Origin of the sequence: Orrella sp. JC864 (assembly GCF_037026685.1) — a bacterium.
Taxonomy (GTDB): Bacteria; Pseudomonadota; Gammaproteobacteria; order Burkholderiales; family Burkholderiaceae_B; genus Orrella.
This window is the reverse complement of sequence record NZ_JBANET010000004.1, coordinates 284270-308259: the sequence shown is the minus strand read 5'-3', so window position 1 is coordinate 308259 and position 23990 is coordinate 284270. Positions and strand designations below refer to the sequence as shown.

The 23990-nt window shown below is 69.7% G+C and carries 23 protein-coding genes; 14 read left to right on the top strand and 9 right to left on the bottom strand.

Going from position 1 to position 23990, the window contains the following annotated elements; genetic code table 11:
* Nucleotides 1-61: 61 nt before the first annotated feature.
* The 6 genes from V8Z80_RS06255 to V8Z80_RS06230 form a co-directional block, all read right to left on the bottom strand.
* On the bottom strand, nucleotides 62-1255 hold the full coding sequence (locus V8Z80_RS06255) for a quaternary amine ABC transporter ATP-binding protein (protein WP_155195215.1): 1194 nt from the start codon (nucleotides 1253-1255) through the stop codon (nucleotides 62-64).
* 79 nt (nucleotides 1256-1334) lie between these two features.
* The gene (locus tag V8Z80_RS06250) at nucleotides 1335-2192 is read right to left on the bottom strand and encodes an ABC transporter permease (RefSeq protein WP_155195216.1); all 858 of its coding nucleotides are present in this window, start codon (nucleotides 2190-2192) and stop codon (nucleotides 1335-1337) included.
* A 226-nt stretch (nucleotides 2193-2418) separates the two neighbouring features.
* Nucleotides 2419-3378, bottom strand: a complete 960-nt coding sequence (locus V8Z80_RS06245) for an ABC transporter substrate-binding protein (RefSeq protein ID WP_336061393.1) — start codon at nucleotides 3376-3378, stop codon at nucleotides 2419-2421.
* Nucleotides 3379-3784: 406 nt separating this feature from the next.
* Complete coding sequence (locus tag V8Z80_RS06240; protein WP_155195218.1) at nucleotides 3785-5623, bottom strand: polysaccharide biosynthesis protein; 1839 nt, start codon at nucleotides 5621-5623, stop codon at nucleotides 3785-3787.
* A 51-nt stretch (nucleotides 5624-5674) separates the two neighbouring features.
* A complete protein-coding gene (locus V8Z80_RS06235) occupies nucleotides 5675-6706 on the bottom strand; it encodes an MraY family glycosyltransferase (RefSeq protein WP_336061378.1) in 1032 nt (343 codons plus the stop codon).
* 100 nt (nucleotides 6707-6806) lie between these two features.
* The gene (locus V8Z80_RS06230) at nucleotides 6807-8063 is read right to left on the bottom strand and encodes a class I SAM-dependent methyltransferase (RefSeq protein ID WP_336061377.1); all 1257 of its coding nucleotides are present in this window, start codon (nucleotides 8061-8063) and stop codon (nucleotides 6807-6809) included.
* Nucleotides 8064-8229: 166 nt separating this feature from the next.
* Here V8Z80_RS06230 and V8Z80_RS06225 point away from each other — a divergent pair, with 166 nt between their 5' ends.
* From V8Z80_RS06225 to rpmG, 3 genes are all read left to right on the top strand, one after another.
* Nucleotides 8230-9444 (top strand): Bcr/CflA family multidrug efflux MFS transporter, encoded by a 1215-nt coding sequence (locus V8Z80_RS06225; protein WP_155195220.1) that lies wholly within the window; start codon nucleotides 8230-8232, stop codon nucleotides 9442-9444.
* A gap of 265 nt (nucleotides 9445-9709) precedes the next feature.
* Nucleotides 9710-9946 (top strand): 50S ribosomal protein L28, encoded by a 237-nt coding sequence (gene rpmB / locus V8Z80_RS06220; RefSeq protein ID WP_155195221.1) that lies wholly within the window; start codon nucleotides 9710-9712, stop codon nucleotides 9944-9946.
* Between the two features lie 35 nt (nucleotides 9947-9981).
* On the top strand, nucleotides 9982-10149 hold the full coding sequence (gene rpmG / locus V8Z80_RS06215) for a 50S ribosomal protein L33 (RefSeq protein ID WP_003810296.1): 168 nt from the start codon (nucleotides 9982-9984) through the stop codon (nucleotides 10147-10149).
* 230 nt (nucleotides 10150-10379) lie between these two features.
* On the opposite strand, the gene speG is transcribed toward rpmG, so the two are convergent.
* The 3 genes from speG to V8Z80_RS06200 all read right to left on the bottom strand — a co-directional run bounded on the left by speG (nucleotide 10380) and on the right by V8Z80_RS06200 (nucleotide 13704).
* The gene (speG, locus tag V8Z80_RS06210) at nucleotides 10380-10943 is read right to left on the bottom strand and encodes a spermidine N1-acetyltransferase (RefSeq protein ID WP_336061376.1); all 564 of its coding nucleotides are present in this window, start codon (nucleotides 10941-10943) and stop codon (nucleotides 10380-10382) included.
* Nucleotides 10940-12529 (bottom strand): MFS transporter, encoded by a 1590-nt coding sequence (locus V8Z80_RS06205; RefSeq protein WP_336061375.1) that lies wholly within the window; start codon nucleotides 12527-12529, stop codon nucleotides 10940-10942. Before V8Z80_RS06205 ends, speG begins: the two co-directional genes overlap by 4 nt.
* Nucleotides 12530-12660: 131 nt before the next feature.
* A complete protein-coding gene (locus V8Z80_RS06200) occupies nucleotides 12661-13704 on the bottom strand; it encodes a LacI family DNA-binding transcriptional regulator (protein WP_336061374.1) in 1044 nt (347 codons plus the stop codon).
* Nucleotides 13705-13894: 190 nt separating this feature from the next.
* Between V8Z80_RS06200 and V8Z80_RS06195 the strand changes: the two genes are divergently transcribed.
* From V8Z80_RS06195 to V8Z80_RS06145, 11 genes are all read left to right on the top strand, one after another.
* Entirely contained in the window at nucleotides 13895-14587 is a 693-nt protein-coding gene (locus V8Z80_RS06195; protein WP_155195225.1) for an amino acid ABC transporter permease, read from the top strand.
* A complete protein-coding gene (locus tag V8Z80_RS06190; protein ID WP_155195226.1) occupies nucleotides 14584-15255 on the top strand; it encodes an amino acid ABC transporter permease in 672 nt (223 codons plus the stop codon). Before V8Z80_RS06195 ends, V8Z80_RS06190 begins: the two co-directional genes overlap by 4 nt.
* 11 nt (nucleotides 15256-15266) lie before the next feature.
* A complete protein-coding gene (locus V8Z80_RS06185; protein WP_336061373.1) occupies nucleotides 15267-15995 on the top strand; it encodes an amino acid ABC transporter ATP-binding protein in 729 nt (242 codons plus the stop codon).
* Between the two features lie 51 nt (nucleotides 15996-16046).
* A complete protein-coding gene (locus V8Z80_RS06180; protein WP_155195228.1) occupies nucleotides 16047-16844 on the top strand; it encodes a transporter substrate-binding domain-containing protein in 798 nt (265 codons plus the stop codon).
* A 20-nt stretch (nucleotides 16845-16864) separates the two neighbouring features.
* On the top strand, nucleotides 16865-17413 hold the full coding sequence (locus tag V8Z80_RS06175; protein WP_155195229.1) for a VOC family protein: 549 nt from the start codon (nucleotides 16865-16867) through the stop codon (nucleotides 17411-17413).
* Nucleotides 17410-18690: a ribulose-bisphosphate carboxylase large subunit family protein gene (locus V8Z80_RS06170; protein WP_336061372.1), complete on the top strand. Its 1281-nt coding sequence runs from the start codon at nucleotides 17410-17412 to the stop codon at nucleotides 18688-18690. Before V8Z80_RS06175 ends, V8Z80_RS06170 begins: the two co-directional genes overlap by 4 nt.
* A gap of 1 nt (nucleotide 18691) precedes the next feature.
* Nucleotides 18692-20038, top strand: a complete 1347-nt coding sequence (locus V8Z80_RS06165; RefSeq protein ID WP_336061371.1) for a four-carbon acid sugar kinase family protein — start codon at nucleotides 18692-18694, stop codon at nucleotides 20036-20038.
* Between the two features lie 63 nt (nucleotides 20039-20101).
* On the top strand, nucleotides 20102-20833 hold the full coding sequence (locus V8Z80_RS06160; protein WP_155195231.1) for a DUF3348 family protein: 732 nt from the start codon (nucleotides 20102-20104) through the stop codon (nucleotides 20831-20833).
* Between the two features lie 4 nt (nucleotides 20834-20837).
* Nucleotides 20838-22907, top strand: a complete 2070-nt coding sequence (locus V8Z80_RS06155) for a DUF802 domain-containing protein (protein WP_336061370.1) — start codon at nucleotides 20838-20840, stop codon at nucleotides 22905-22907.
* Nucleotides 22904-23557 (top strand): OmpA family protein, encoded by a 654-nt coding sequence (locus V8Z80_RS06150; RefSeq protein WP_155195233.1) that lies wholly within the window; start codon nucleotides 22904-22906, stop codon nucleotides 23555-23557. Before V8Z80_RS06155 ends, V8Z80_RS06150 begins: the two co-directional genes overlap by 4 nt.
* The gene (locus tag V8Z80_RS06145) at nucleotides 23550-23981 is read left to right on the top strand and encodes a DUF2894 domain-containing protein (RefSeq protein ID WP_442951944.1); all 432 of its coding nucleotides are present in this window, start codon (nucleotides 23550-23552) and stop codon (nucleotides 23979-23981) included. Before V8Z80_RS06150 ends, V8Z80_RS06145 begins: the two co-directional genes overlap by 8 nt.
* Nucleotides 23982-23990 lie beyond the last annotated feature (9 nt).

Genomic DNA, 23990 nt, shown 5'->3' with positions numbered 1-23990 from the left:
ACGGCGACGGCATCGCCCGACGCCCCGACCGGCCTCGGCGGACGTGTTCAAACGAACTGGATCACCCCTCGGACGCCTCGTTCAACGCCGGCGTCACCAACTCCACCACCTTGCGCCGCGACAGCATCCCGATGAACTCCTGGTTGTCGCCGATCACCGCCAGCGGCTGGTCGCTGCGCAGCAGGCGGGCCAGGATTTCGTCCAGGCCCGTGGCCGCCGGCACCGAGGCCAGGTCTTCCACATAGTTGGAAATGTCTCGCACATTGGCCGCCACGGCCTGGCGCGCGGCCTGTGCCGTCAGCACGCCCGCCAGGCGCTTGCCGTCCAGGACCGGCGCGTACTCGTAGTCCAGCGCATGCATGCGCTCCAGGCTGTGCGCCGGGCGCGAGCGCATGGTCAGGGTCAGGCGCGGCGGATTGACCGCGTGGGTGGCGTTGAGCACCTTGCCGCGGTTGACGTCCTGCAGGAAGGCCTGCACATAGTCGTTGGCCGGATTGAGCAGGATGTCCTCGGGCGTGCCTTCCTGCACCAGCTCGCCGTCCTTGAGGATGGCGATGCGGTTGCCCAGGCGCAGCGCCTCGTCCAGGTCGTGGGTGATGAAAACGATGGTCTTGTTCAGCCTGGCCTGCAGCGCCAGCAGCTGGTCCTGCATCTCGCGGCGGATCAGCGGGTCCAGGGCCGAGAAGGCCTCGTCCATCAGCAGGATCTCGGCGTCGGTGGCCAGGGCGCGGGCCAGGCCCACGCGCTGCTGCATGCCGCCGGACAGCTGGTGCGGATACTGCTTCTCGAAACCGGCCAGCCCCACCTGCTCGAGCCAGTGGCGCGCGCGCTGCTCGCGCTCGGCGCGCTTGACGTTCTGCACGGCCAGGCCGTAGGCCGCGTTGTCCAGCACGGTGCGGTGCGGGAACAGGCCGAAGCGCTGGAACACCATGCTCATCTTGCGCTGGCGAAAGGTCTCCAGCTCGCGCCGGCGCAGGCTCACGACATCCTCGCCATCGACCAGGATCTGGCCGGCGCTGGGCTCGATCAGGCGGTTGAAGTGGCGGATCAGCGTGGATTTGCCCGACCCGGACAAGCCCATGATGACGTAGATGCTGCCCTCGTCGATGGACAGGCTGATGTCGCGCAGGCCCAGGGTATGGCCGCTGCGCTCGAGCAGTTCCTCCTTGCTCATGCCCTGCTTGACGGCCGGCATCCATTTCTCCGGATGGGGGCCGAAGACCTTGTAGATGTTCCTGACTTCGATCTTGCTCATTCGATTACCCTCCGGGGGCCGTGCGGGATGGCTCCCGCGGGAAGGCGCGCGGCCGTGCGGCCGGCTTGACGGGCGGGATTCATCGGCGGCCTCCCTGGCGCATGCGCTGCCCGTACGATTGCGTGATGCGGTCGAACAGCACGGCCAGCACCACGATGCCCAGCCCGGCCATCACGCCGCGCCCCACTTCCAGGCGGTTGATGCCCAGCAGCACTTCGTAGCCCAGGCCCCGCGCGCCGATCATCGAGGCGATCACGACCATGGACAGCGCCATCATGGTGGTCTGGTTGATGCCGGCCATGATGTTGGGCAGGGCGAGCGGCAACTGCACGCCGAACAGCTGCTGCCGGCCATTGGCGCCGAAGGCCCGGGCGGCCTCGAGCACCTCGCGGTCGACCAGGCGGATGCCCAGGTCGGTCAGGCGGATGAGCGGCGGCACCGCGTAGATCACGGTGGCGATCAGCGCCGGGATATTGCCCAGGCCGAACAGCATCACCACGGGGATCAGGTAGACGAAGCTGGGCATGGTCTGCATCACGTCCAGCACGGGCAGCATGCCCGAACGCAGCCAGTTAAAACGCGCCATGAGTATGCCCAGCGGGATGCCGATGAGCACGGAAATGAAGGCGGCCATGAGCATGAGCGAGAGCGTCTGCATGCCGGCCTGCCACATGCCCAGCACGCCGATGACGCACAGCAGCGCGCCCATGCACAGGCTCAGCACCACGCGGCGGCTGACCAGGTAGGCGATCACGATGACCACCGCCACCACCAGCCACCAGGGCGTGGTGCGCAGCAGTTGCTCCAGCCAGACCAGCGCATGCTGCATGGGCCGGGCCATGGCTTCGAGCGAGTCGGCGTAATTGGTGACCAGGCCGTCGACGAAGCCGTCGATGGCACGGCGCACATCACGCGCGGAAATGATTTCGGGGAACATCGAAGACTCCAGGGAGACGGGCCGGGCTGCGCGGCATGGCCGCACGGCACGGTATCGGCCCTATCGTATCCGCCCGCCCGCGTCGCTGAGGGCCAGGCGCGGGTTGCGGAATCGGAACGGCCCGCCGCCCCAGGACGCACGCCGGCGAACAAGGAAAAACCATGCGTTCTTTTCTTGTCGGCGGCGTTGCGGCCTGGGCGAGCGGGCCTGCTTGCTTTGGGAAGTCTTAGAGAGAGGCCTGGACGCGCTCGGCCACGTCCTTGGGCAGCCACGCGCTCCATACCGCGGGCTTGTTCTTGAGGAACCATTCGGCGACCTGCTCGGCATCGTCGCCGGACGCTTCCATGTGCGCGAGCATTTCGTCGACCACTTCGTTCTCGAGTTCCATCGAGGAGAAGAACGTGGTCAGGTTCGGCGCCTGGCGCATGAACTCGGCATTGAGCGCGGTAAAGACCGGGTTTTCGGGATAGGCGCTGGGCTGGGGGTCCTCGCACTTGGCGGCGGTCAGGCACTCGTGCTTGGCGGCGTCGTACTCGGGCAGTTCCAGCTTGACCAGGTCCAGCGCGCCGACCAGCGGCGTGGGATACCAGTAGTAGAACACCACGTTCTGCTTGCGCTTGTAGGCCGAGGTCAGCGCGGCCTTCTGCGCGGCGCCGGTGCCGGGCGAATACAGGGTGAAGGAATCCTGCAGGCCCAGCGCGCGGTAGAGGTTGCCCGAAACCACCTCGCAGCCCCAGCCCGCCGGGCAGCCGTAGAACCGGCCCTTGCCGGGCTGCTCGGGATCGGCGAACTCGTCCTTGAACCTGGGCAGGTCGGCGGCCGTCTTCAGCTCGGGCAGGCGCTCGGCGGTATAGCGCGGGATGAACCAGGCCTCGCCGCCCATGAACAGGTCGTTGACCCGCTTGACGCGGCCGGTGGCCTCGGCCTTCTTCCAGGGATCGGCCACGCTGTTGAGCCAGATCTCGGTGTTGACGTCCAGGTCGCCGCGCTCTAGCGCCGCCAGGGCCGGCAGCGTCTCGGTGGGCAGCACCTCGGACTGGCAGCCAAAGCCCTTCTCCAGGATGGTGCGCTGCACTTCGACCAGCACCAGGTTCGATTCCCAGTTCATGCCGCCGAACTTCACGGGCCGGTTGACTTCGCACTGCGGCGCATCGGCGGCCTGGGCCGTACCGGCAAAGCCGGTCATCAGCGCGGCCAGCCCGATGGCGCCGGCGCTCAGGGTCTTGCGCCAGAGCAAGGGTACGGACGCGCGGCGGGCCACGTCGGCGCGGGCGCTCGGAAATTGCGGGGTACTCATGGGCATTAGCCTCCTTTGGGTCACGGTTATCGCCTGGCCGGGGAACTGCCGGGGCCAAGGCGAGGCCACTTAGCTAAGGGGGGTGTGCGGAAGACGGGCAGAACCGCCAATACATACCGACACTAGCAGGCGGATGCGCGGGGCATCCGAGAGAGGGCATGCATTCGGGGAAAAAATGAATGAACGCCTGAACTTGTGTTCGCTTGAACGAAGAAGGCGGCATTTTAGGCGCAATTGCGCCCATGAGGCAAGCCCGGCCCTCAATATGCGCCGCCAGGGCGGCGCCGGCCGGGCGTCAACAGGACGATGGAAGGTATTCGGGAATCCAACGGCGGATGCGGCTGCGCACGGCGTCGTCGCTGACGCAGTCCTCGCCCAGCCAGGCCGTCACCTCCTGGTAGAAGCCGTCGGGCGTGTGGCGCGAGCGGGCGATGCGCAGCTTGGCGTGCGGCGTCTCCAGCGTGGTCTCGGAATCGGCCAGCAGCTCTTCGTAGAGCTTCTCGCCGGGGCGCAGGCCGGTGAACTCGATACGGATCTCGTCCTCGGCAAAGCCCGACAGCCGGATCATGTTGCGCGCCAGGTCGACGATACGCACGGGCTCGCCCATGTCCAGCACGAAGATCTCGCCGCCGCGTCCCATCACCGCCGCCTGCAGCACCAGCTGGGCGGCCTCGGGGATGGACATGAAATAGCGGGTGATCTCCGGATGCGTGACGGTGACCGGGCCGCCGCGCGCGATCTGCTGCTGGAACTTGGGAATCACGCTGCCGGTGCTGCCCAGCACGTTGCCAAAGCGCACCATCTGGAAACGCGTGCGGCCGCCCTCGCGGTGCAGCACCTCGCAGATCATCTCGGCCATGCGCTTGGTCGCGCCCATGATGCTGGTGGGATTGACGGCCTTGTCGGTGGAGATCAGCACGAAACGCTCGGCCCCGCACTCGCGCGCCTGGCGCGCGGCCACCAGCGTGCCCAGCACGTTGTTGCGCACGGCCTCCCAGGCGTTGTCCACCTCCATCAGCGGCACGTGCTTGTAGGCGGCCGCGTGAAACACCACCTCGGGCCGCCAGGCCTGGAACACCCGCCGCATCCGGGTCTCGTCCTTGACGTCGCCCACCAGCGCCACCACCTGCAGCTCGCGGCAATGCTCGCGGAACCACTGCTCGATCATGTAGAGCGCGAATTCGCTGGCATCGAGCAGCACGATGCGCCCGGGCGCAAAACGCGAAAGCTGGCGGCACAGCTCGCTGCCGATGGAGCCGCCGGCCCCGGTCACCAGCACCGTGCGCCCGCCCAGCATGGCGCGGATGTCCTTGTCGTCGATGCGCACGGAATCGCGGCCCAGCAGGTCCTCGATCTTGAGCGGGCGCATCATGTTGATGGCCACCCGCCCGCTCATCAGCTCATCGAGCGCCGGCACGGTGAACAGCGAGGCCCCGGCGCGCGTGGCGATTTCGGTAATGCCGCGCAGCACCGAAGCCTCGGCCGAAGGAATCGCCAGGATGACATGGCGGGCGCCCGAGCGGGCCATGACCTCGACCAGCCGGTCGGTGCCGCCGGCCACGCGATAGCCCGAGAGCTCCAGGCCCCATTTGGCCGGATCGTCGTCGACCAGCGCCACCACCCGCCAGTCGTTGCTGCGTTCGAGCTCGCGCACCAGCATCGCGCCGGCGGTGCCCGCCCCCACCACGACCACGGGCTTGCCCTGCTTGCCGCCGTTGCTGCCGCCATAGAGGCTGTGTTCGCGCCACATGCGCCAGGCGGCCCGGCCGCCTCCCATGATCAGCAGCAGCAGCAAGGGATACAGCAGCAATATGGAGCGCGGCAGCGCCGCGTATTCGCGGCCCATGAAACCGAACAGCAGCAGCGCCAGGGCCGAGGCGCCCACCACCTTGAGCACTCTTTTCAGGTCCGGCATGCTGGCGAAGGTCCACATGCCCCGGTACAGGCCGGCCATGTAGCAGCTGACCACCTGGACGGCCAGCAGCACGGGCAGGCCCAGCAGCAAGGTATCTTCCCAGCCGCGCGGCCATTCGAAATTGAAGCGGATCAGGAAGGCCCCCAGCCACGCCACCACGATGGCGCCCAGGTCGAAAAGCAGCACGAGGCTGGTGCGTAAGCGCGGAGAAATGTTCAAGGCCGTCGATCCGGGATACAGGGTGGAAATTCTAGCGGGAAGCGCGGCCGCCTAGCCTGCGGCCGGCGCCTCGGGACGGCCCGCGCCCAGGCGCACGGCCAGCAGGACCAGCGGCAGGTAGGCCGCCAGCCAGGCCAGCGGACCGCAAACATGGCCCCAGGCGGCTGCCGCCGCCCACGGTCCCAGCCACAGCACGTTGATGGCCAGCGCGGCCAGCGTCACCCTGGGGTGGCTGCGCCAGCGGCGCGCCGCATATTGATAGGCATGGGTGCGATGCGCCTGGTGGAGCGCTTCACCACGCAGCAGGCGGCGCAGCAGCGTGACCGTGGCATCGGCCACGAACACGCCCGGCAGGATCAGCCAGGCCCACATCAGTTCGGCCGACCAGGCCGCGGCCAGCAGGCACAGGCCGCCGAGCATCAGGCCCAGGAAACCGCTGCCCCCGTCGCCCATGAAGATGCGGGCGCGCGGAAAATTCCAGGGCAGGAAGCCCAGCACCGTACAGGCCAGCAGGCCCGCCAGGCCGGCCAGCAGGCCCGCGCCGGCCGCCGCGCTGAGCAGCGCGCCCAGGCCGGCCACGCTGACCGCCTCGATGGCCGCCAGCCCGTCGATGCCGTCCATGAAATTGTAGAGATTCAGGCCCCAGGCCAAGGCCAGCACCAGCACGGGGGCGGCCAACCAGCCGGGCAGCCAGTGCTGGCCGGACAGGGCCGCGGGCAGGCCGATGCCGTGCAGCACGAGGGCCGCGCCCAGGATATGGGCCAGCAGGCGCCAGCGCGCCGGCACGGGACGGTGGTCGTCCAGGGCGCCCACCGCCGCCACCCAGGCCCCGGCCGCCGCCAGGCTCCAGACCTGGCCGGCGGGCCAGCCGCCCATCGGCGCGAGCAGGGCCAGCGCCGCCAGGTAGGCCAGCACGAATCCCAGGCCCCCTCCGCGCGGCGTGGGCTGGCTATGCGAACTGCGCCCGTTGGGCACGTCCATCACGTTGCGCGCCAGCGCATAGCGCCGCGCCAGGCCGGTCAGCGCCCAGGCGGCAAGGGCCGCCGGGCCCAGCCACAGCATCCAGGGGGAAGAATCGATCATCGGGCCATGCCAAGTCCCCGGGGACGCGGGGAGGGTTTAACGCGGGCGCAGCATAGCACTTTGCCCCCGCCCTCCTGCTGTTATTGGCTGTGCGTTTTTGTCACTTAGCGTACATATAATCGCGCCGCCACGGATAGCCCAGGTCGGCGGGCTCGTCCAACTCGTCGCGGCGGCCGCTGGGCAAGGCGTGGGCCAGCACCTGGTGCAGGGCGATCCAGCCGTGCTCGAAGCCCATGGCGCAGCCGGCCAGGTACAGGCGGTAGGCGCGCAGCGAACGCTCGCCCTGCTCGCCGCCCAGGATCTGGCGGGCCTGCTCGAGCCGGTCTTCGAGCGCATCGCTCCAGGCCCACAGGGTGCGGGCATAGTGCGGACGCAGGTTCTCGACATCGACCGCCTCCAGCCCGCCGTTGGCGATGTTCTCCAGCACATGGCTGACGTGCGTGAGCTCGCCGCCGGGAAAGATGTACTTTTCGATGAACTCGCCCATGCCGTTGCCCAGCTGGGCGTTGTAGACGCCGCCGGCGGTGATGCCGTGGTTGAGCACCAGCCCGCCCGGGGCCAGCAGGCGGCGCAGCTTGTCGAAATAGGCCTGCAGGTTGGCGCGGCCCACGTGCTCGAACATGCCCACCGAGGCGATCTTGTCGTAGGGCCGGGATTCGTCGAGCTTGCGGTAGTCCAGCAGCTCCATGCGCACCCGCCCGCCCAGGCCCTTCTCTTCGATAAGGCGGCTGACGTAGGCGTGCTGGTTACGCGAGAGCGTGATGCCGGTCGCGTCCACGCCGTAGTGCTCGGCCGCCCAGAGCAGCAGGCCGCCCCAGCCGGCGCCCACGTCCAGGAATCGCTCGCCCGGGGACAGGCGCAGCTTGCGGCAGATGAGATCGAGCTTGGCCTCCTGGGCCTGGGCCAGCGTCTGGCCGGGCTCGCGGTAGTAGGCGCAGGAATAGACCCGGCGCGGATCCAGCCACAGGGCGTAGAAATCGTCGGACAGATCGTAGTGGAACTCGATCTGCCTGGCATCGCGTTCGATGGAATGGCGCCAGACCGAAGTCACGCGCCGGATCAGCTCGGTGAACCAGCCGCCGCGCGCGGCGTCGATGGGCGTGCCCGGCAGCAGCTGGGCGGCCGCCGCCATCAGCGGGCGCATCCGGCCCTCGATATCGACGCGGCCCTCGACGTAGTCCTGCCCCAGCACCCCGACATCGCCCGCGGCCAGGTGCGTCAAGGCGGCCTTGTCGCGCACGGTGAAGATGACCTCGGGATCGTCGTCCCCCACCCGGGTGCCGTCCGGCATCACCAGCTGTACCCGCACATCTATGGACTTGAGCTTGCGCTCGACCGCCGTCAGCACTGGATTCACGGTTTCCTCCCAGCCATGCAGAATGTTGTGGAGGCAATTTATCGGAAATCCTCAGCCAGGAAAACCCTTAGGGGACGCATGATAAAGTTGTCCGCTTCCTTCCCCGCCATGGCCGCCGCCTGCACGCAAGGCGCGGCGCGGGGACATCTTTTGCGCCAGCCGCCCCATGCCCTCCGAAAAACTCACCCGCGCCCTGCCAGGATGGCTGATCCTGATGGGAGCGCTGACCGCGATCGGCCCGCTCTCGATCGACATGTACCTGCCGGCCTTCCCCGCCATCGCCCAGTCGCTGCAAGCCAGCCACGGCGAGGTCGAGCGCACGCTGGCGGCCTATCTCGTGGGCCTGGCCCTGGCGCAGATCGCCTATGGGCCGCTGGCCGACCGCTACGGCCGCAAGCTGCCCCTGTGCGGGGCCCTGGTCCTGTACGTCGTGGCCTCGGTCGGCGCGGCGCTGGCGCCCGACGTGCACAGCCTGACGATCTGGCGCGTGCTGCAGGCCATGGGCGGGGCGGCCGGGGTGGTCATTCCGCGGGCCGTCATCCGCGACCACCTGGACGTGCAGGACTCGGCGCGCGCCCTATCCTCCTTGATGCTGGTCATGGGCATCGCCCCCATCCTGGCCCCCCTGATCGGCGGGCAGCTGCTGGGCCTGACCGGCTGGCGCGGCATCTTCTGGCTGATGGCGGCCCTGGGGCTTATCCTGCTGGCCTTCGTGACCCGCACCATGCGCGAATCGCTGCCGCCGGAAAAAGCCATCGCCCTGCGGGCCGGCACCATCCTGCGCAACTATGCCGAACTGCTGGCGCACCGGCGCTTCGTGGCCTTCGCCCTGGCCGGCGGCCTGGGCTCGGCCGGCATGTTCGCCTATATCGTGGCCTCGCCGCGGGTGTTCATCGAGTTCTACGGCGTGCCGCCGCAATACTATGGCCTGCTGTTCGGGCTGAACGCGGCCGGGCTGATCGCCGGCTCGCAGGTCAGCGCCCGCCTGCTGCGCCGGCACGCGGCGCACCGCGTGCTGCGCCGCGCCCTGCCGATCCTGGCGGCCTTCCCGCTGGCCGCGCTGGCCTTGACCCTGGCCGGCTGGATCACCCTGCCCCTGCTGATGGCCTGCATCATCGGCTTCATGTCCACGCAAGGCTTCGTCAACCCCAACTCGGCGGCGCTGGCCCTGTCCGACCAGGGCCGGCGGCTGGGCGCGGCCTCGGCCCTGATGGGCACGCTGCAACTGGGCTGCGGCGCGATATCCGGCATGCTGGTCAGCGCCTGGCAGACGCCTTCGGCCCTGCCGCTGGCCACCATGCTGGCCCTGTGCGGCTGCCTGGCGTGGCTTTCCGGCACGGTTGCGCTCAAAGCGCTTGCCCTGGATCAAAAAACCAAATAGAATCTTTGGCTTGACTTCATTTTCCCGTGTTTTGGCCGCTATGCTTTGCAGCCAGGCACTTTGACACTTAGCCAGATTCTTTGCCGGGCTAGAGCGGGTTCAGCGGGTATAAGCACTTGGCGGACAGGCCGCGCATGCGTTTTCCAGCATGCCTGGCGGCAACCGCCTCATCCACGTAGATGGGTGGCCGGATGCAAGGCCGGCGGCGTTTACCTCCGTGGACTCTCCCCCAGCGATATCCGGCACGAACAATAAAGGTGCAATCATGGCACGCGTATGCCAAGTGACCGGTAAAGGCCCGATGGTGGGCAACAACGTTTCCCACGCCAACAACAAGACCAAGCGCCGCTTCCTGCCCAACCTGCAATCGCGCCGGTTCTGGGTCGAAAGCGAAAACCGCTGGGTGCGCCTGCGCGTGTCCGCGCAAGCCATCCGCACCATCGACAAGAACGGCATCGACGCAGTCCTGGCCGACTTGCGCGCCCGCGGCGAAGCGGTCTGAGCCCGCCCGCCCACTGACACACCCAGGAGCAAGACATGGCCAAAGGTATCCGCGAAAAGATCAAGCTCGAGTCCACTGCCGGCACGGGCCACTTCTACACGACCACCAAGAACAAGCGCAACATGCCCGAGAAGATGCTGATCAAGAAGTTCGATCCCGTCGCTCGCAAGCACGTCGACTACAAAGAAACCAAGCTGAAATAAGGGGCCCGGCCCCGAAGCGCCAGGACCCGCCCCTGGAGGCGCTTGGCGCTCACCCCCTCAAAAGGGGTGGACCGGCAAAGCCGGCTGCGCTGCGGCCCTGCTAAAAAGCCTTCGCCTTGCGAAGGCTTTTTCTTTTGCCTTCTTTTGCCTTTTCGTGCCGCGCGATCCTGGGCGTTGGCGGCATTGGGATGCGGATCCGCATCGGCTGCCGCGTCGCAGGCGCGGCGTGACTACTGCGCGGTAGGCGTGATCATCTTGCCGCCGGCCTTCTGGGCGGCCAGGTACTGGTGCTGGAAGATGCACATGCGGGTGGCGTCGCGATATTCGCCGTGGATGAAGAACTCGTGGATCAGCTGGCCTTCCACCTGAAAGCCCAGCTTCTCGTAGATATGGATGGCCTTCTTGTTCTCCTTGTCCACGATCAGGTAGAGCTTGTACAGGTTGAGCACGCTGAAGCCGTAGTCCAAGGCCAGCTGCACCGCGCGCGTGGCCAGGCCCTTGCCCTGGTGTTCGGGCGTGATGATGATCTGGAATTCGGCGCGCCGGTGCACGTGGTCGATTTCCACCAGTTCCACCAGCCCGGCCTTCTGGCCGTCGCACTCCACCACGAAACGGCGCTCGCTCTGGTCGTGCACGTGCTCGTCGTACAGCGCGGCCAGTTCGACGAAGGTCTCGAACGGCTCCTCGAACCAGTACCGCATCACGCTGGCGTTGTTATCGAGCTGATGCACGAAGCGCAGGTCTTCGCGCTCGAGCGGACGAAGCTTGACGTTCAGTTCGTTCGACATGGTCATTCCTTGTATGCAAAAGTCGCGGCGCGCGCGCCGTGGCGGCGCAGCAGCCAGGCCGTCAGGCCGGCGCCCGCGGCCAGCACGGCGGCGACCAGGTGCAGCACCCAGAGATACGCCCGGTCGAAGGCCGCGGCCGCCGCCTGGGCCACCGCCGCGCCGGCCGGGCCGGCCTGCGCAGCCCAGTCCATCGCCTGGCCCACGCCCTGGCCGGCGGCCGCCGGCGCGCCGGCAGGCAGCTGCACGCCGGCCGTATACAGCCCGGCCAGCAAGCTGCCCAACAAGGCCACGGCGATCAGGTTACCGAATTCGTAGGCCACTTCCTCGACCGACGACGCCATGCCGGCGCGATGCGGCGGCGCGCTGGTCACGATGGCCGTGGAAGCCACCGAAATGGTCGCCCCCAACCCGGCGCCCGTCAGCGCCAACGCCGCCACCAGGCCCGGCAGGCCCGTGGCCGCGGCCCGGGCCAGCGCCGCGGGCGCCTGGGCGCTCGCATCGGCCGTGGCCAGCGCGATGGCATGCGCGGCCAGCAGCACGCCCAGCGCCGCCACGGCAAGGCCGCCGGCGATCAGCCAGCGCAGCCCGATCCGGTGCAGGAAGGCGCCGCCCAGCAGCGAACTGGGCAAGGTGCCCAGGAAGATGGCGGCCACCAGCAGACCGGCCTGCAAGGGCGTATAGCCGGCCACCAGCTGGAAGCGCTGGGCGATTGCCAGCAGCAGCCCGCCCGTGGCAAACGTGACAAAAATCGCGCCCAGCACGCCGCTCAGGAAAGCCGCGTTGCGAAACAGGGAAAAGTCCAGCAAGGGATAAGCCAGGCGCCGCTGCCGGCGCACGAACGCCGCCCCCGCCGCCCCCGCCGCCGCCAGGGCGGCCAGCATGCCCGGCCAGGAAGATCCCGCGCCCGCGGCCTGCTTGATCGCCGCCACCAGCGAGGACAAGGCCACCAGGCCCAGCAGCGAAGACCACAGGTCCCACGGCCTGGCCGGACCCGGACGCCGCCGCGGGGCGCACAGCAAGGTCCCGACGATGGCAAGGCAGACTACCGGTACGTTGATCAGGAACACCGATCCCCACCAGAAATGCGCCAGGAGGAACCCGCCCACCAGCGGGCCCATGGCCGCGCCGACCAGCGACAGGCTGGCCCAGACCGAGATCGCCAGGTTGCGCTCGCGCTCGTCCTCGAAGGCCAGGCGGATCAGCGCCAGCGTGGCCGGCATCATGGCCGCCGCGCCCACCGCCTGGCAGGCGCGCGCGGCGATCAGCGCGGCTGCGCCCGGCGAGAAGGCGGCCGCCAGCGAGGCCAGGCCAAAAACCAGCAGGCCGACCAGGAACATGCGGCGATGGCCGACGCGGTCGCCCAGGGTGCCGGCGCCCAGCAGCAGTCCGGCCGTCACCAGCGGATAGGCATTGATGATCCACAGCCCCTGGGCGGCGGTGGCGCCCAGCTCCCGGGTCAGGGTGGGCAGGGCCGTATACAGGATGGTGATGTCCAGCGCGATCAGCAGCAGGCCCAGGCTGACCACCGCCAGCAGGCTCCAGCGCTGGGCGGCCGTGGGGCGGGCCAGCGGGCCCAAGGTGTAATCCGTCACGGTGTTTCTTCCAAGCAAGGCGGTATTTTCCAACATGCCGCCGCTGCCGCCCAAGCGCCCCGCCGGCCGCGCCTGCGGCCACGCGGCCGGCAAGCCCCTGCGGATGCCGGCCGCATCCTGCGGATAGGGCGCTAGGGCAGGTTCTCCCGGAAGATCACGATGCCGCTGAGCGGCTTGGCCCGCGCCGCCGCCTCCAGGCCTTCGCGGCCGTCACGCAGGCTGCTGAGCACGCGCACGCAGCTCAGGATGGCCGCCTGCGGATCCTGCATGATCGCCGCGTCCATGGTCCCGTCGATCAGCAGGGCCCGGATATCCGAGGTCAGGCCGTGCCCGACGAAGACGACCTTGCGGGCCAGGCCCGCCGCCTTGAGCGCCTGGCCCACGCCCTCGGAGGCGCCCCCGATGTTGTAGATGCCGGCCAGGTCCGGATGCTGCTCCAGCAGGGACCGCGCCAGCCGCTGGGTCATGGCCGCGTCGTCCAGCCCCTCGCGCGCGCCGATGATGCGCCCGGCCATGCCCTGCTCTTCCATGATCTGCGTGAAGCCGAACTCCCGGTCGCGATGCGCGCGGTAGCTCAGGCTGCCGGCGATCAGGGCGAACTTGCCCGCCTGGCCCTGGGCGCCGGCCAGCCTGGCCAGCAGGTAGCCGGCCGTGCGCCCCGCCGCCACGTTATCCAGCCCTATGTACGCGACCCGCTCCGAGCCGGGCAGGTCCGAGATCAGGGTCACGCTGGGCACCCCGGCCCGGGCCAGGCCCTGTACGGCCTCGCGCACCAGCGGATGCTCCAGCGCCATGAAGGCCACGCCGTCGGCACGGCCCCGCAGGCGCAGCAGGGCCTGCGCCAGCGCCTGGGGATTGAACTGGTCGATCGGTTCGTGGCGGCAGCGCACGTTGAAAGGCGCCAGGTGCTCCTGCGAATAGCCGATGGCATCGCCGAACATGTGGATGACGCGGTTCGAGCCGGCCGGCAAAAGAAAAACCAGGCGCATCGGGCGGGGCCGCAGCTCGGCCGCCACGCCCGAGGGCGAGAGGTATTCCAGGCGCGTGGCGGCCTTGAGCACGCGCTGCGCCGTCGGCGCACGCACGCCGGGGCGCTGGTTGAGCACGCGGTCCACGGTGGCGGTGGACACGCCCGCCAGCCGCGCGATGTCGATGATGCGGGGGGCCTGTTTCATACATCAAAAACCATCATTTCTGGCGCTGGACAGCGCGCGAGTGCGCTGGATACTATCACGGCCGGATCGACGAAGGCGCAGCAAAGGCTGACGCACCAAATCACATCAGATCCGATGCATTGAGGCCCTGGCCGGGCCTGGAGGAGACCCCCATGCCTATCGGCATACCCCCCGCGCTCATGGGCGGACGATGAGCTACGAATTCGATTTCGCCAGCACGCTGGCCGCCTGGCCCCAGTTCCTGGACGGAGCCTGGCTGACGATCCAGCTATCGTTTCCCGCCACCTTGCTGGGCTTTGTCATCGGCACGCTGTGCGCCATCGGCCGGCGCGGCCGGATCGGCTGGATCGCACGGGCCTGCGGCGCGTATGTGGAAGTGGTGCGCAATACGCCCCTGCTGGTGCAGATTTTCCTGGTCTTCTTCGGCCTGGCCACCCTGGGCTGGAAGGTGTCGGCCTTTACCGCGGCGCTGGTGTCGCTGGTCATCAACGTCGGCGCGTATTCCTGCGAGATCATGCGGGCCGGCATGGATTCCATCCACAAGGGCCAGGTCGAGGCCGCCGAATGCCTGGGCTTGAGCCGGCGGCAGGTGTACTGGCACGTCATCCTGCGTCCGGCCATGGAAAAGGTCTACCCGGCCCTGACCAGCCAGTTCGTGCTGCTGATGCTGGCCTCCTCCATCACCTCGCAGATCTCGGTGGAGGAACTGACGGCGGTGGCCGCAAGGGTGCAGTCCGACACTTTCCGGCCGTTCGAGGCCTATATCCTGGTGGCCGTGGCCTACCTGGCGCTGTCGCTGCTGATGCGCGCCGGCCTGTGGGCCTTCGGCCAGCTAATCTTCACGCGCCGCCGCCGGCTGGGCGCGCAAGGAGCGGGACGATGATCGACGGCGGCCTGAACATCCATCACCTGTATTTCCTGCTGGCCGGCGCGGCCTGGACAGTGTGCCTGTCGCTGATCGCCTTCGTCGGCGGCGGGCTGGCCGGCGCGATCGTGGCGCTGTGCCGCATCAGCCCGGCCAGGCCGCTGCGCTGGCTGACCATCGGCTATATCCAGCTGGTGCAGGGCACGCCGCTGCTCGTGGTGCTTTTTGTGTGCTATTTCGGCTTGAGCATCCTGGGGCTGTCGCTGCCCGGGCTGGTGGCGGCCAGCATCGCCATGATCATCTACGTCAGCGCCTACCTGGGCGAGATCTGGCGCGGCTGCATCGAATCGGTGCCCCGCACCCAATGGGAAGCGGCCGAGTGCCTGGCCCTGTCGCGCACCCAGCGCATGCACCGCGTGATCCTGCCGCAGGCCGTGCGCATCGCCACCCCGCCCACGGTCGGCTTCATGGTCCAGATCGTCAAGAACACCTCGCTGGCCTCCATCGTGGGTTTCGTGGAGCTGGTGCGCGCCGGGCAGCTGATCAACAACTCGGTGTTCCAGCCGTTCCAGATCTACGTGCTGGTGGCCGTCCTCTACTTCGCCATGTGCTATCCGCTATCGCGCTGGAGCCGCCGGCTGGAGGCCAGGCTGCACTTCGGCGCGCGCCCAGCGGCCCAGGATTGAAGGAAAGCAAGATGTCCACGGTAGTCGAACTCAACAACGTACATAAGCGCTTTGGCGCCAACGCGGTGCTCAAGGGCGTGACCCTGGCCATCCCCAAGGGGCACGTCACCGCCATCATCGGCCGCAGCGGTTCGGGCAAGAGCACCGCGCTGCGCTGCATGAACCGCCTAGAGCGCATCGACGAAGGCACGATCGTCGTATGCGGCCATGCGCTGCATGCCGATGAGGTCGACCTGCGCCGGCTGCGCATGGACGTGGGCATCGTGTTCCAGAGCTACAACCTGTTCCCTCACCTGACTGTCGAGGAGAACATCACGCTGGCCCCGCTGGCGGTCAAGCGGATGAGCCGGGCCCAGGCGCGCGAGATCGCCCAGCGCACGCTGGGCCAGGTAGGCCTTGCCGACAAGGCGCGGGCCTATCCCGAACAGCTCTCGGGCGGCCAGCAGCAGCGCGTGGCCATCGCCCGCTCGCTGGCAATGGAGCCGCAGGTGATGCTGTTCGACGAAGTGACCTCGGCGCTCGATCCGCAGCTGACCAACGAGGTGCTGCGGGTAATCGAGGCGCTGGCGGCCCAGGGCATGACCATGGTGCTGGTCACGCACGAAATGGAGTTCGCCGCCCGCGTGGCCGACACCGTGATCTTCATGCACGAGGGCAAGGTCTGGGAAACCGGCCCGGGCCAGATGCTGCGCGCCCCGCAGACCGCGGAACTGCGCGATTTCCTCTCGCATGGCTTGTAGGGCCTTGCCTTTCCCAGCCGCACCACAACGATACCTACCACGGAGACCGACATGAAACTCTCTACCCTGCTTCGCCATGCAGTGGCGGCCGCCAGCCTGGCGGTGCTGGCCCCGGCCGTCCAGGCCGACAGCCTGGCGGACATCAAGGCCGCCAACAAAATTCGCGTGGGCATAGACCTGGGCGCGCCCTTCTACGGCTATATCGACGACAAGATGCAGCCGGCCGGCTCGGACGTCGAGGCAGCCCGGCTGCTCGCCCAGGACCTGGGGGTCGAGCTGGAGATCGTGCAGACAACCAACTCGGCCCGGATTCCCAACCTGCTCTCGAACAAGGCCGACCTGATCATCTCTTCGCTGTCGATCACGCCCGAGCGAGCCAAGGCCGTGGATTTCTCGATTCCGTACGGCGCCATCCAGGCTGCCGTCGGCGCGCCCCGCAGCCTGGCGCTGTCGGGCATGCAGGACCTGGCCGGCAAGACCGTCGCGGTGACCCGCGGCGGCCCGCAGGACAAGCTGGTTTCCGAACGCGCGCCGCAGGCCCGCATCGTGCGCTTTGACGACGAGGCCGCCTCGATCACCGCGGCCGCCAGCGGCCAGGCCGACATCGTGGCCATCACGCCGCCCATCATCGCGGCCATCGCCAAGCGCAACCCGGCCCGCGAGTTCGAGGTGAAGTTCGTGATCGAGTCCTACCAGCTGGGCATCGCCATGCGCAAGAACCAGCCCGAGCTCAAGCAATGGGTCGATGACTGGATCCGGGCCAACCTGGCCAACGGCAAGCTCAACGACATCCACATGAAATACGCGGGCGTGCCCATCCCCGACGAAATCGTCAAGGGCGCCCGGTAAAGGCCGACACGGGAGCAAACATGAGCAGCATATTCGGCGAGATCCGCCAACTGGGCTACGTCGTACACGACATCGAAGCCGCGATGGACTACTGGAGCGGCACGCTGGGCGTGGGGCCCTGGTTCTACAACCCCAGGGTGCCGATCGAGAACTACCGCTACAAGGGCCAAAGCCACCAGCCCCACAACTCGGTGGCCCTGGCCAACTCGGGCTCGGTGCAGGTCGAACTGATCCAGTGCCGCAACGACGTGCCGTCCATGTACCGCGACTTCCTGCAGGCCGGGCGCACGGGCCTGCAGCACGTGGCCTACTGGACCGAGGACTACGACCGCGACCTGGCGCGCGCGCAGGCGCACAGCCTGCAGGTGGTGATGAGCGGCGAAGTCGGGCAAAACGGCCGCTTCTGCTATTTCGACACCGAGTTCCATCCCGGCGCCGTCGTGGAGCTGTCCGAGGTTGCCGGCCCCAAGGGCACCCTGTTCCGGATGATCCGCGAAGCCTCGCGGGACTGGGACGGCCAGGATCCGGTGCGGCCCTTTCCCGACCTGAGCACGCTGGCCGCCCGATGAACGCAGAACGCTACGAGGCCAGCTACCTCATCGAGACGCCGTTCGAGCCGGCCCGCGTGGCCGAGGTGATCGCCGGCGAGCAATCGTGCGGCACCTTCACCCGCGTGCAGGGCGAAACCGACGAATTGCGCGCCCGCGCCCGCGCCACCGTCATGCAGGTCGAGGAACTGGCGCCTGCGCCCGCCCCCAGCCTGCCCAACGCCTACCTGGCGCGCAAGGGCGCGGCCGGACCCTGGCGGCGCGCGCGCGTGCGGGTGTCGTTTCCGGCAGCCAACACCGGCGCCAACCTGCCCACGCTGGTGGCCACGGTATGCGGCAATCTTTACGACCTGGGCGAGGTCACCGGCCTGCGCCTGGAAAGCCTGCACCTGCCGGCCTCGTACCGCCGGGCCTTCGAGCGCCCGGCGGCCGGCGTGGCCGGCACGCGGGCGCGCAGCGGCGTGGCGCAAGGCGCGCTGGTGGGCACCATCATCAAGCCCAGCGTCGGGCTGACCCCGGCGCAGACCGCCAGCCTGGTCGCCGAGCTGTGCCGGGCCGGCGTGGATTTCATCAAGGACGACGAAATCAACGCCAACAGCCCGCACTCGCCCATCTCGCAGCGCGTGCCGGCAGTCATGGCGGCGCTGCGGGCGCATGCCGACCGGACCGGCAAGCAGGTGATGTTCGCCTTCAACATCACCGACGAGGTGGACGCCATGCGCCGGCATGCCGACCTGGTCGAGCGCGAGGGCGGCAACTGCGTGATGGCCAGCCTCAACTGGGTCGGCCACGCCGGCGTGCAGACCCTGCGCCGGCACACCGGCCTGGCCCTGCACGGCCACCGCAACGGCTACGGCGCCTTGTCGCGCCACGGCCTGCTGGGCATTTCGGTGCAGGCCTACCAGACGCTGTGGCGCCTGGCCGGCATCGATCACATGCACGTGCACGGCCTGCAAGGCAAGTTTGCCCAGCCCGACGAGGAAGTCGTGCAGGCCCTGCGGCATTGCCTGCAGCCCCTGGATCCGCAGGATCCCCAGGACGTGGTCATGCCCGTGGTCTCGTCCGGCCAGTGGGCCGGCACCGTGCCGGCCACCTGGCAGGCCTGCGCCAGCGACGACCTGCTCTTCATGGCCGGCGGCGGCATACTGGCCCACCCCGACGGCCCGGCCGCGGGCGTGGCCAGCATCCGGCAGGCCTGGCAGGCCGCCGCGGCGGGGGTGCCGCTGGCCGAACAGGCGCGCACGGCCCCCGAACTGGCGCGGGCCCTGGCCTTTTTCGGCAGCGCGGAGGGACGCTGAAGTGACCCGCGCCGCTCCCCCGGCAAAACCGGCCTACGGCTGGTATGGCGATGACTTCACCGGCGCCACCGACACCCTGGCCACGCTGGCCCAGGCGGGACTGCGCACGCAGCTGTTCCTGGACGTGCCCGGGCCGCAGGCCCTGGCCGAGGCGGGGCCGCTCGATGCCATAGGCATCGCCGGCGTCGCGCGCGCGCTGCCGGCCCAGGCCCTGCAGGCCGAGCTTGCGCCGGTCGGGCGCTATTTCGCCAGCGCCGGCGTCTCGGTGCTGCACTACAAGGTCTGCTCGACCTTCGACAGCGCCGCCCATGCGGGCAACATCGCAGCCGCCATCGCGGCGCTGCACCCATACGTGCAGGACAGCTGCGTGCCCATCGTCGGCGGGCAGCCCAGCCTGGGGCGCTATTGCGTCTTTGGCAACCTGTACGCGCGCGCCGGCGCCGACGGCCAGGTGCACCGCATCGACCGTCATCCGACGATGAGCCGCCACCCGGTCACGCCCATGGGCGAGGCCGACCTGCTCCGGCACCTGCGCGCATTGGGACTGCCGGAGGGCGCCGCCTTGCACTATCCCGACTACGCGCAGCCGGCCGGCCAACTCGACACACGCCTGTCGGACCTGATGCAGGCGCTGCGCGACAGCGCGCCGGCTTATCAGGCGATATTGCTGGACGTGGCCGAGCCGGCCCACCTGTCCGTGGTGGGCGGCCTGATCGCCAGGCGCGCGGCCCGCGCACGCCTGCTGGCGGTGGGCGCCAGCAGCGTGGCCCAGGCCTGGCTGGCGGCGCAGCCCGGCTCGCCGCAGCCGGTGCCCGGGCCGCTTGCGCTGGCGCCCGCGCAAGGCCCCGTGTTCGTGCTGGCGGGCAGCCTATCGCCGGTCACGGCCCGGCAGATCGCCAACGCCCGCTGCTACGAGCGCCAGGCCGCCGATCCCCTGCGCTGGCTGGCCGACGAACGCTACCGGCAGGATTGCCTGCAACGCGCCCGCCAGGCCCTGCAAGCCGGACGCAACGTGCTGGTGCATACCGCCCAGGCCGGCGCGCATCCCGACGCCGCGGCGACGACGCACGCGGCGCAAGCCACCGCGGCCTTCGTCGCGCAGACCGTTGCCGCCATGGCCGCCGCAGGCCGGCCCCTGCGGCGCATCGGCGTGGCCGGCGGCGACACCTCCAGCCTGGCCACGCGGGCCCTGGCCTTGCGCAGCCTGTCCTACCGCGCCGCCCTGGGCGCCGGCGTGACCGTGTGCCGCGCCCACAGCGCCGACCCGGTGCTCGATGGCCTGGAGCTGATGCTCAAGGGTGGCCAGGTGGGCGCGCCGGACCTGTTCGACCGGCTGGTCACCGGCTGAGCCCGCCCTGGGGCGCCTGGCGCGGTCCCGCGTGTAAACTGCTGGCTTTTTGACGCGGGTGTTATGACGCAAGCGTTCCGGCACGCCGGTATCAAGGGTCCGCCGCTCGTGCGCCTGCTGGCGCGCCTGGCCCAGGCCGCGCCGGCCGCGCCCGGCGTGCCGCTGCCCGACCAGCTGGGCGCCTGGCTGGGCTGGACCGACGCCATCGCCTTGTCGGCCGCCCTGAACGGCGATCCGCCCGTGGTGCCCGGCGCCGCCCGGGCCGCCCCGGGCGACGAGCTGGCCCGGCTGCGCCAACGCCTGGCCCAGGCGATCGCCGACGAGCGGCCGTACGCGGCTGCCCGCCGCAGCGTGCCGGCGCAGGCCGCCGTACCGGAAGACCCGGCCGAGACGGCCGCCGACTACGCGCCCTACCGGCGCCACTACGTCGCCTTGCAGGAGCAGATGGAAAGGGCCATCGGCAGCCTGCGGGGCCAATGGCGCCTGGCGCTGGCGGCCGCAGGCGGACAGGCGGCCAGGCTGGCGATGCTCGATGCGGTGATGGAACGCGTATTGGGCGCGCGCGAGCGCGCCGCGCTGGCCGGCGTGCCCGCCCTGCTTGAACGCCGCTTCCGGCAATTGCGCCAGGACGGCCCGCAGGCCGCTCGGCAGGTGCCGGCAGGCGCGGCGGCGGCGCCCGGTGCCGAGCTCGATGTCTTCGCGCAGGAGATGCGCGGCGTGCTGCTGGCCGAGCTGGACGTGCGCCTGCAACCGCTGCAGGGCCTGGATGCCGCCCTGCGCGCCTCTAACCCATGAAAAAATGAGCAGACATATTTTCCGTTACGCGGCATTCCTGGCGGGCCTGGCAGTGCTGGGCTGGATCGGCGCAGGCTACGTGGGCAGCAATCCCATGGCGCTGGCGGTGACCGCGCTGATCGGCGCTTTCTACCTGCTGGGCGCGTTCGAGCTGCTGCGCTATCAGCGCGATACCGCAGCGCTGGCCGGCGCGGCCCGGGACCTGTCCGAGCCGCCGCCCGACTTGCCCGCCTGGCTGGCGGCGCTGCCCGAGAGCCTGCGCCCCGGCGTGCGCCTGCGCATCGAGGGAGAGCGCTCGGCGCTGCCCACGCCCGCGCTCACGCCTTATCTGGTAGGCCTGCTGGTGCTGCTGGGCATGCTGGGCACCTTCCTGGGCATGGTGGCCACGCTGCGCGGCACGGGCCTGGCGCTGGCCAACGCCACCGACCTGCAGGCCATACGCGCTTCGCTGGCCGCGCCCATACAGGGCCTGGGCTTTGCGTTCGGCACCTCGATCGCCGGGGTCGCCGCATCGGCCATGCTCGGGCTGGTCAGCGCGCTGTGCCGGCAAGAGCGCGTGCAGGCCTCGCGCCTGCTCGATGCGCGGATCGCCACCAGCCTGCGCGGCTATAGCCGGCCGCACCAGCGCCAGGAGAGCTTCCGGCTGCTGCAGCGCCAGGCCGAGGCGCTGCCGGCGCTGGTCGAACGGATGGACACCTTGCTGGCGACGCTGGCCGCGCAGAACCAGGCGCACCAGGAGCGCGTGGCGGCCATGCAGGCCTCGCTGCACGAACGGCTGGCGCAGGACCAGCAAGCCCTGCACGAACGCCTGGCAGCCAGCCAGCAAGCGCTGCACCAGCACCTGGCCGACGACCAGCAGGCGCGGCAGGCGCATTGGCAGGCCGAGCAGCAGGCGCTGCACGCGCGCCTGGCGGCCGGCCACGAAACGCTGCAGGACCAGGCCGGACAGGCCTACGCCAGGCTGGCCGAAACGCTGGCGCGCACGCTGGAACAGCAAGCCGTCAACAGCGCGCAGGCCGCCGGCCAGGCCATCGCGCCAGCCGTGGCCGCCACGATGGAGAAGCTGGCCACACAAGGCGCAGCCACGCAGGCGGCGCTGCAAGACAGCGTGGCCGCACAGATGAAAGCGCTGCAGGACGGCGTGGCCGCCCGGATGCAGGCGCTGGAGGCGCGCCTGGAACGGTCCGCGCAGTTGGTAGCCGACGCCTGGAACGAAACCATGACGCGCCAGCGGCAAGACAACGAAACGCTGGGCACGGCGCAACGCGCGGCCTTCGAAGGGCTGGCCCGCTCGGTGGAGCAAAGCACGGCCGGCCTGCTCGAGCGCGCCGACGAGCGGCTGGCCCGCCAGGCGGCTGCCCTGTCGCAGTCGCTGGAGCAATCGCAAGCCGCGCTGCAGGCCAGCCTGGCCCAGGCCGAACAGGCGCGCCTGTCCGCCTGGACCGAAAAACTGAACGATCTTGCCGCCGAGACGCAGGCCCAGGCCCGCAGCACCATCGGCCGCATCGCCGAGCTGGCCGACGCCGCCACCCAGGCGCCCCAGGCGGCCGCCGAGGTCATCGCCGAATTGCGCCGCCACATTTCCGAAGGCATGGCGCGCGATAACGCCATGCTGCAGGAGCGCAGCCAGCTGCTGGCCAGCCTGGCCGAGCTGCACGACGCCCTGAGCCAGGGACATGCGCGGCAACAGGCCGATATCCAGGCGCTGGTATCGGCCTCGGCCCGGATGCTGGAGCAGGCGGGCCAACGCTACGACGCGCAGACTGCCCAGGACGGCGAAAAGCTGGCGGCCGCCGCGCAGCGGATCGGCGACGGCGCGCAGGAAATCGCCACGCTCGGGCAGACGCTGGCGGCCTCGGTGCAGGCCTTCGGCCAGTCCAGCGACACCTTGCTGGCCCAGTTGCAGGCACTGCAGGCCGCGCTGGAGCAGGCCGGCACCCGCGGCGACGAACAGCTGGCCTACTACGTGGCCCAGGCCCGCGAGGTCGTGGACCTGAGCCTGATGGCACAGAAACAGATCCTCGAGGAAATGCGCCAGCAGGCCGCCCTGCCGGCTGGCGCGGCGGGCGCATGAGAGCGGAACCGGACCTGGACGAACATCTGGAGCCCTCGGCGCCGGCCTGGGCCGTCTTCGGCGACCTCATGTCGGTGCTGCTGGGCGCCTTCGTGCTGATCCTGCTGGGCGTGATCGGCGTGCAACTGGACCTGTCGGCCCGGCTGCACGAGGCGCTCGCCGCCAGGCAGGCCGAAAGCCAGCGCCGCCAGGCGCTGGAGCAGGCCCTGGCCGGGCCGCTGGCCAGCGGCCGCGTCACCCTGGTGGACGGGCGCATCGGCATCAGCGGCAGCGTGCTGTTCGCCTTGAACTCCGATGCGCTGCAGCCCGAGGGCCAGGCCCTGATCGCAAGCCTGGCCGCGCCGCTGGCCGGCTACCTGCAAACCCGCCAGGAACTGCTGATGGTCAGCGGCTTTACCGACGACCGTCCCATACACGAAGGCAACCTGCGCTTTGCCGACAACTGGGAGCTGTCGGCCAAGCGCGCCCTGACGGTGACGCGCGCGCTCATCGAGGCGGGCGTGCCGTCGGCCTCGGTCTTCGCCGCGGCCTTCGGGGCCGAGCAGCCGGTGGCCTCGAACGACGATCCCGAAGGGCGCGCCAGGAACCGCCGCGTCGAAATCGCGCCCATCCCGCGCCAGCGGGCACAAACGGAAGCCGGCGGTGGCTGAGCGTCCCCGCCCCAGCCCCCTGGCCGGGCTGCTGGCCCACCTGGCCGGCGGCGCGCAAGCCCTGGCCGAGCAGGATCCGGCGCTGGCCGGGCACAAGGCGGCCTATCCGGAACTGCCCTTGCTGGACGAGTTCCGCCTGGCCCTCACGCGCGCCAGCGCCGGACGGCAGCTGCGGCAATCGCAGGAAAAAGTGCCCGAGAACGCCGGCCCGCTCAATTCCAGCCACCTGGTGCACCGCTCGCTGACGCTGATGCGCCTGTGCTCGCCCGGGTACCTGCACGCCTTCCTGGGCTACGCCGACACGCTGGCGTGGCTGGAACGGCTGCAGGATGGCGCGGCCGGCCAGGGTGCGGCCGGCCCTGGCGCTTCCGGCGCCGGAAGCGGCCAGGCCGGGCGCAAGCCGGCCCGGGGCAAGGGACGCTAGCGGCGCGGC

Coding starts and splice junctions, on each gene's coding strand:
- V8Z80_RS06245 (WP_336061393.1), bottom strand. CDS start 3,378: ATGACCGGCTTTGCCGGTACGGCCCAGGCCGCCGATGCGCCGCAGTGC.
- V8Z80_RS06170 (WP_336061372.1), top strand. CDS start 17,410: ATGAACGCAGAACGCTACGAGGCCAGCTACCTCATCGAGACGCCGTTC.
- V8Z80_RS06185 (WP_336061373.1), top strand. CDS start 15,267: ATGTCCACGGTAGTCGAACTCAACAACGTACATAAGCGCTTTGGCGCC.
- V8Z80_RS06200 (WP_336061374.1), bottom strand. CDS start 13,704: ATGAAACAGGCCCCCCGCATCATCGACATCGCGCGGCTGGCGGGCGTG.
- V8Z80_RS06225 (WP_155195220.1), top strand. CDS start 8,230: ATGCCCTCCGAAAAACTCACCCGCGCCCTGCCAGGATGGCTGATCCTG.
- V8Z80_RS06150 (WP_155195233.1), top strand. CDS start 22,904: ATGAGAGCGGAACCGGACCTGGACGAACATCTGGAGCCCTCGGCGCCG.
- V8Z80_RS06180 (WP_155195228.1), top strand. CDS start 16,047: ATGAAACTCTCTACCCTGCTTCGCCATGCAGTGGCGGCCGCCAGCCTG.
- V8Z80_RS06255 (WP_155195215.1), bottom strand. CDS start 1,255: ATGAGCAAGATCGAAGTCAGGAACATCTACAAGGTCTTCGGCCCCCAT.
- rpmB (WP_155195221.1), top strand. CDS start 9,710: ATGGCACGCGTATGCCAAGTGACCGGTAAAGGCCCGATGGTGGGCAAC.
- V8Z80_RS06160 (WP_155195231.1), top strand. CDS start 20,102: ATGACGCAAGCGTTCCGGCACGCCGGTATCAAGGGTCCGCCGCTCGTG.
- V8Z80_RS06190 (WP_155195226.1), top strand. CDS start 14,584: ATGATCGACGGCGGCCTGAACATCCATCACCTGTATTTCCTGCTGGCC.
- speG (WP_336061376.1), bottom strand. CDS start 10,943: ATGACCATGTCGAACGAACTGAACGTCAAGCTTCGTCCGCTCGAGCGC.
- rpmG (WP_003810296.1), top strand. CDS start 9,982: ATGGCCAAAGGTATCCGCGAAAAGATCAAGCTCGAGTCCACTGCCGGC.
- V8Z80_RS06155 (WP_336061370.1), top strand. CDS start 20,838: ATGAGCAGACATATTTTCCGTTACGCGGCATTCCTGGCGGGCCTGGCA.
- V8Z80_RS06235 (WP_336061378.1), bottom strand. CDS start 6,706: ATGATCGATTCTTCCCCCTGGATGCTGTGGCTGGGCCCGGCGGCCCTT.
- V8Z80_RS06195 (WP_155195225.1), top strand. CDS start 13,895: ATGAGCTACGAATTCGATTTCGCCAGCACGCTGGCCGCCTGGCCCCAG.
- V8Z80_RS06250 (WP_155195216.1), bottom strand. CDS start 2,192: ATGTTCCCCGAAATCATTTCCGCGCGTGATGTGCGCCGTGCCATCGAC.
- V8Z80_RS06175 (WP_155195229.1), top strand. CDS start 16,865: ATGAGCAGCATATTCGGCGAGATCCGCCAACTGGGCTACGTCGTACAC.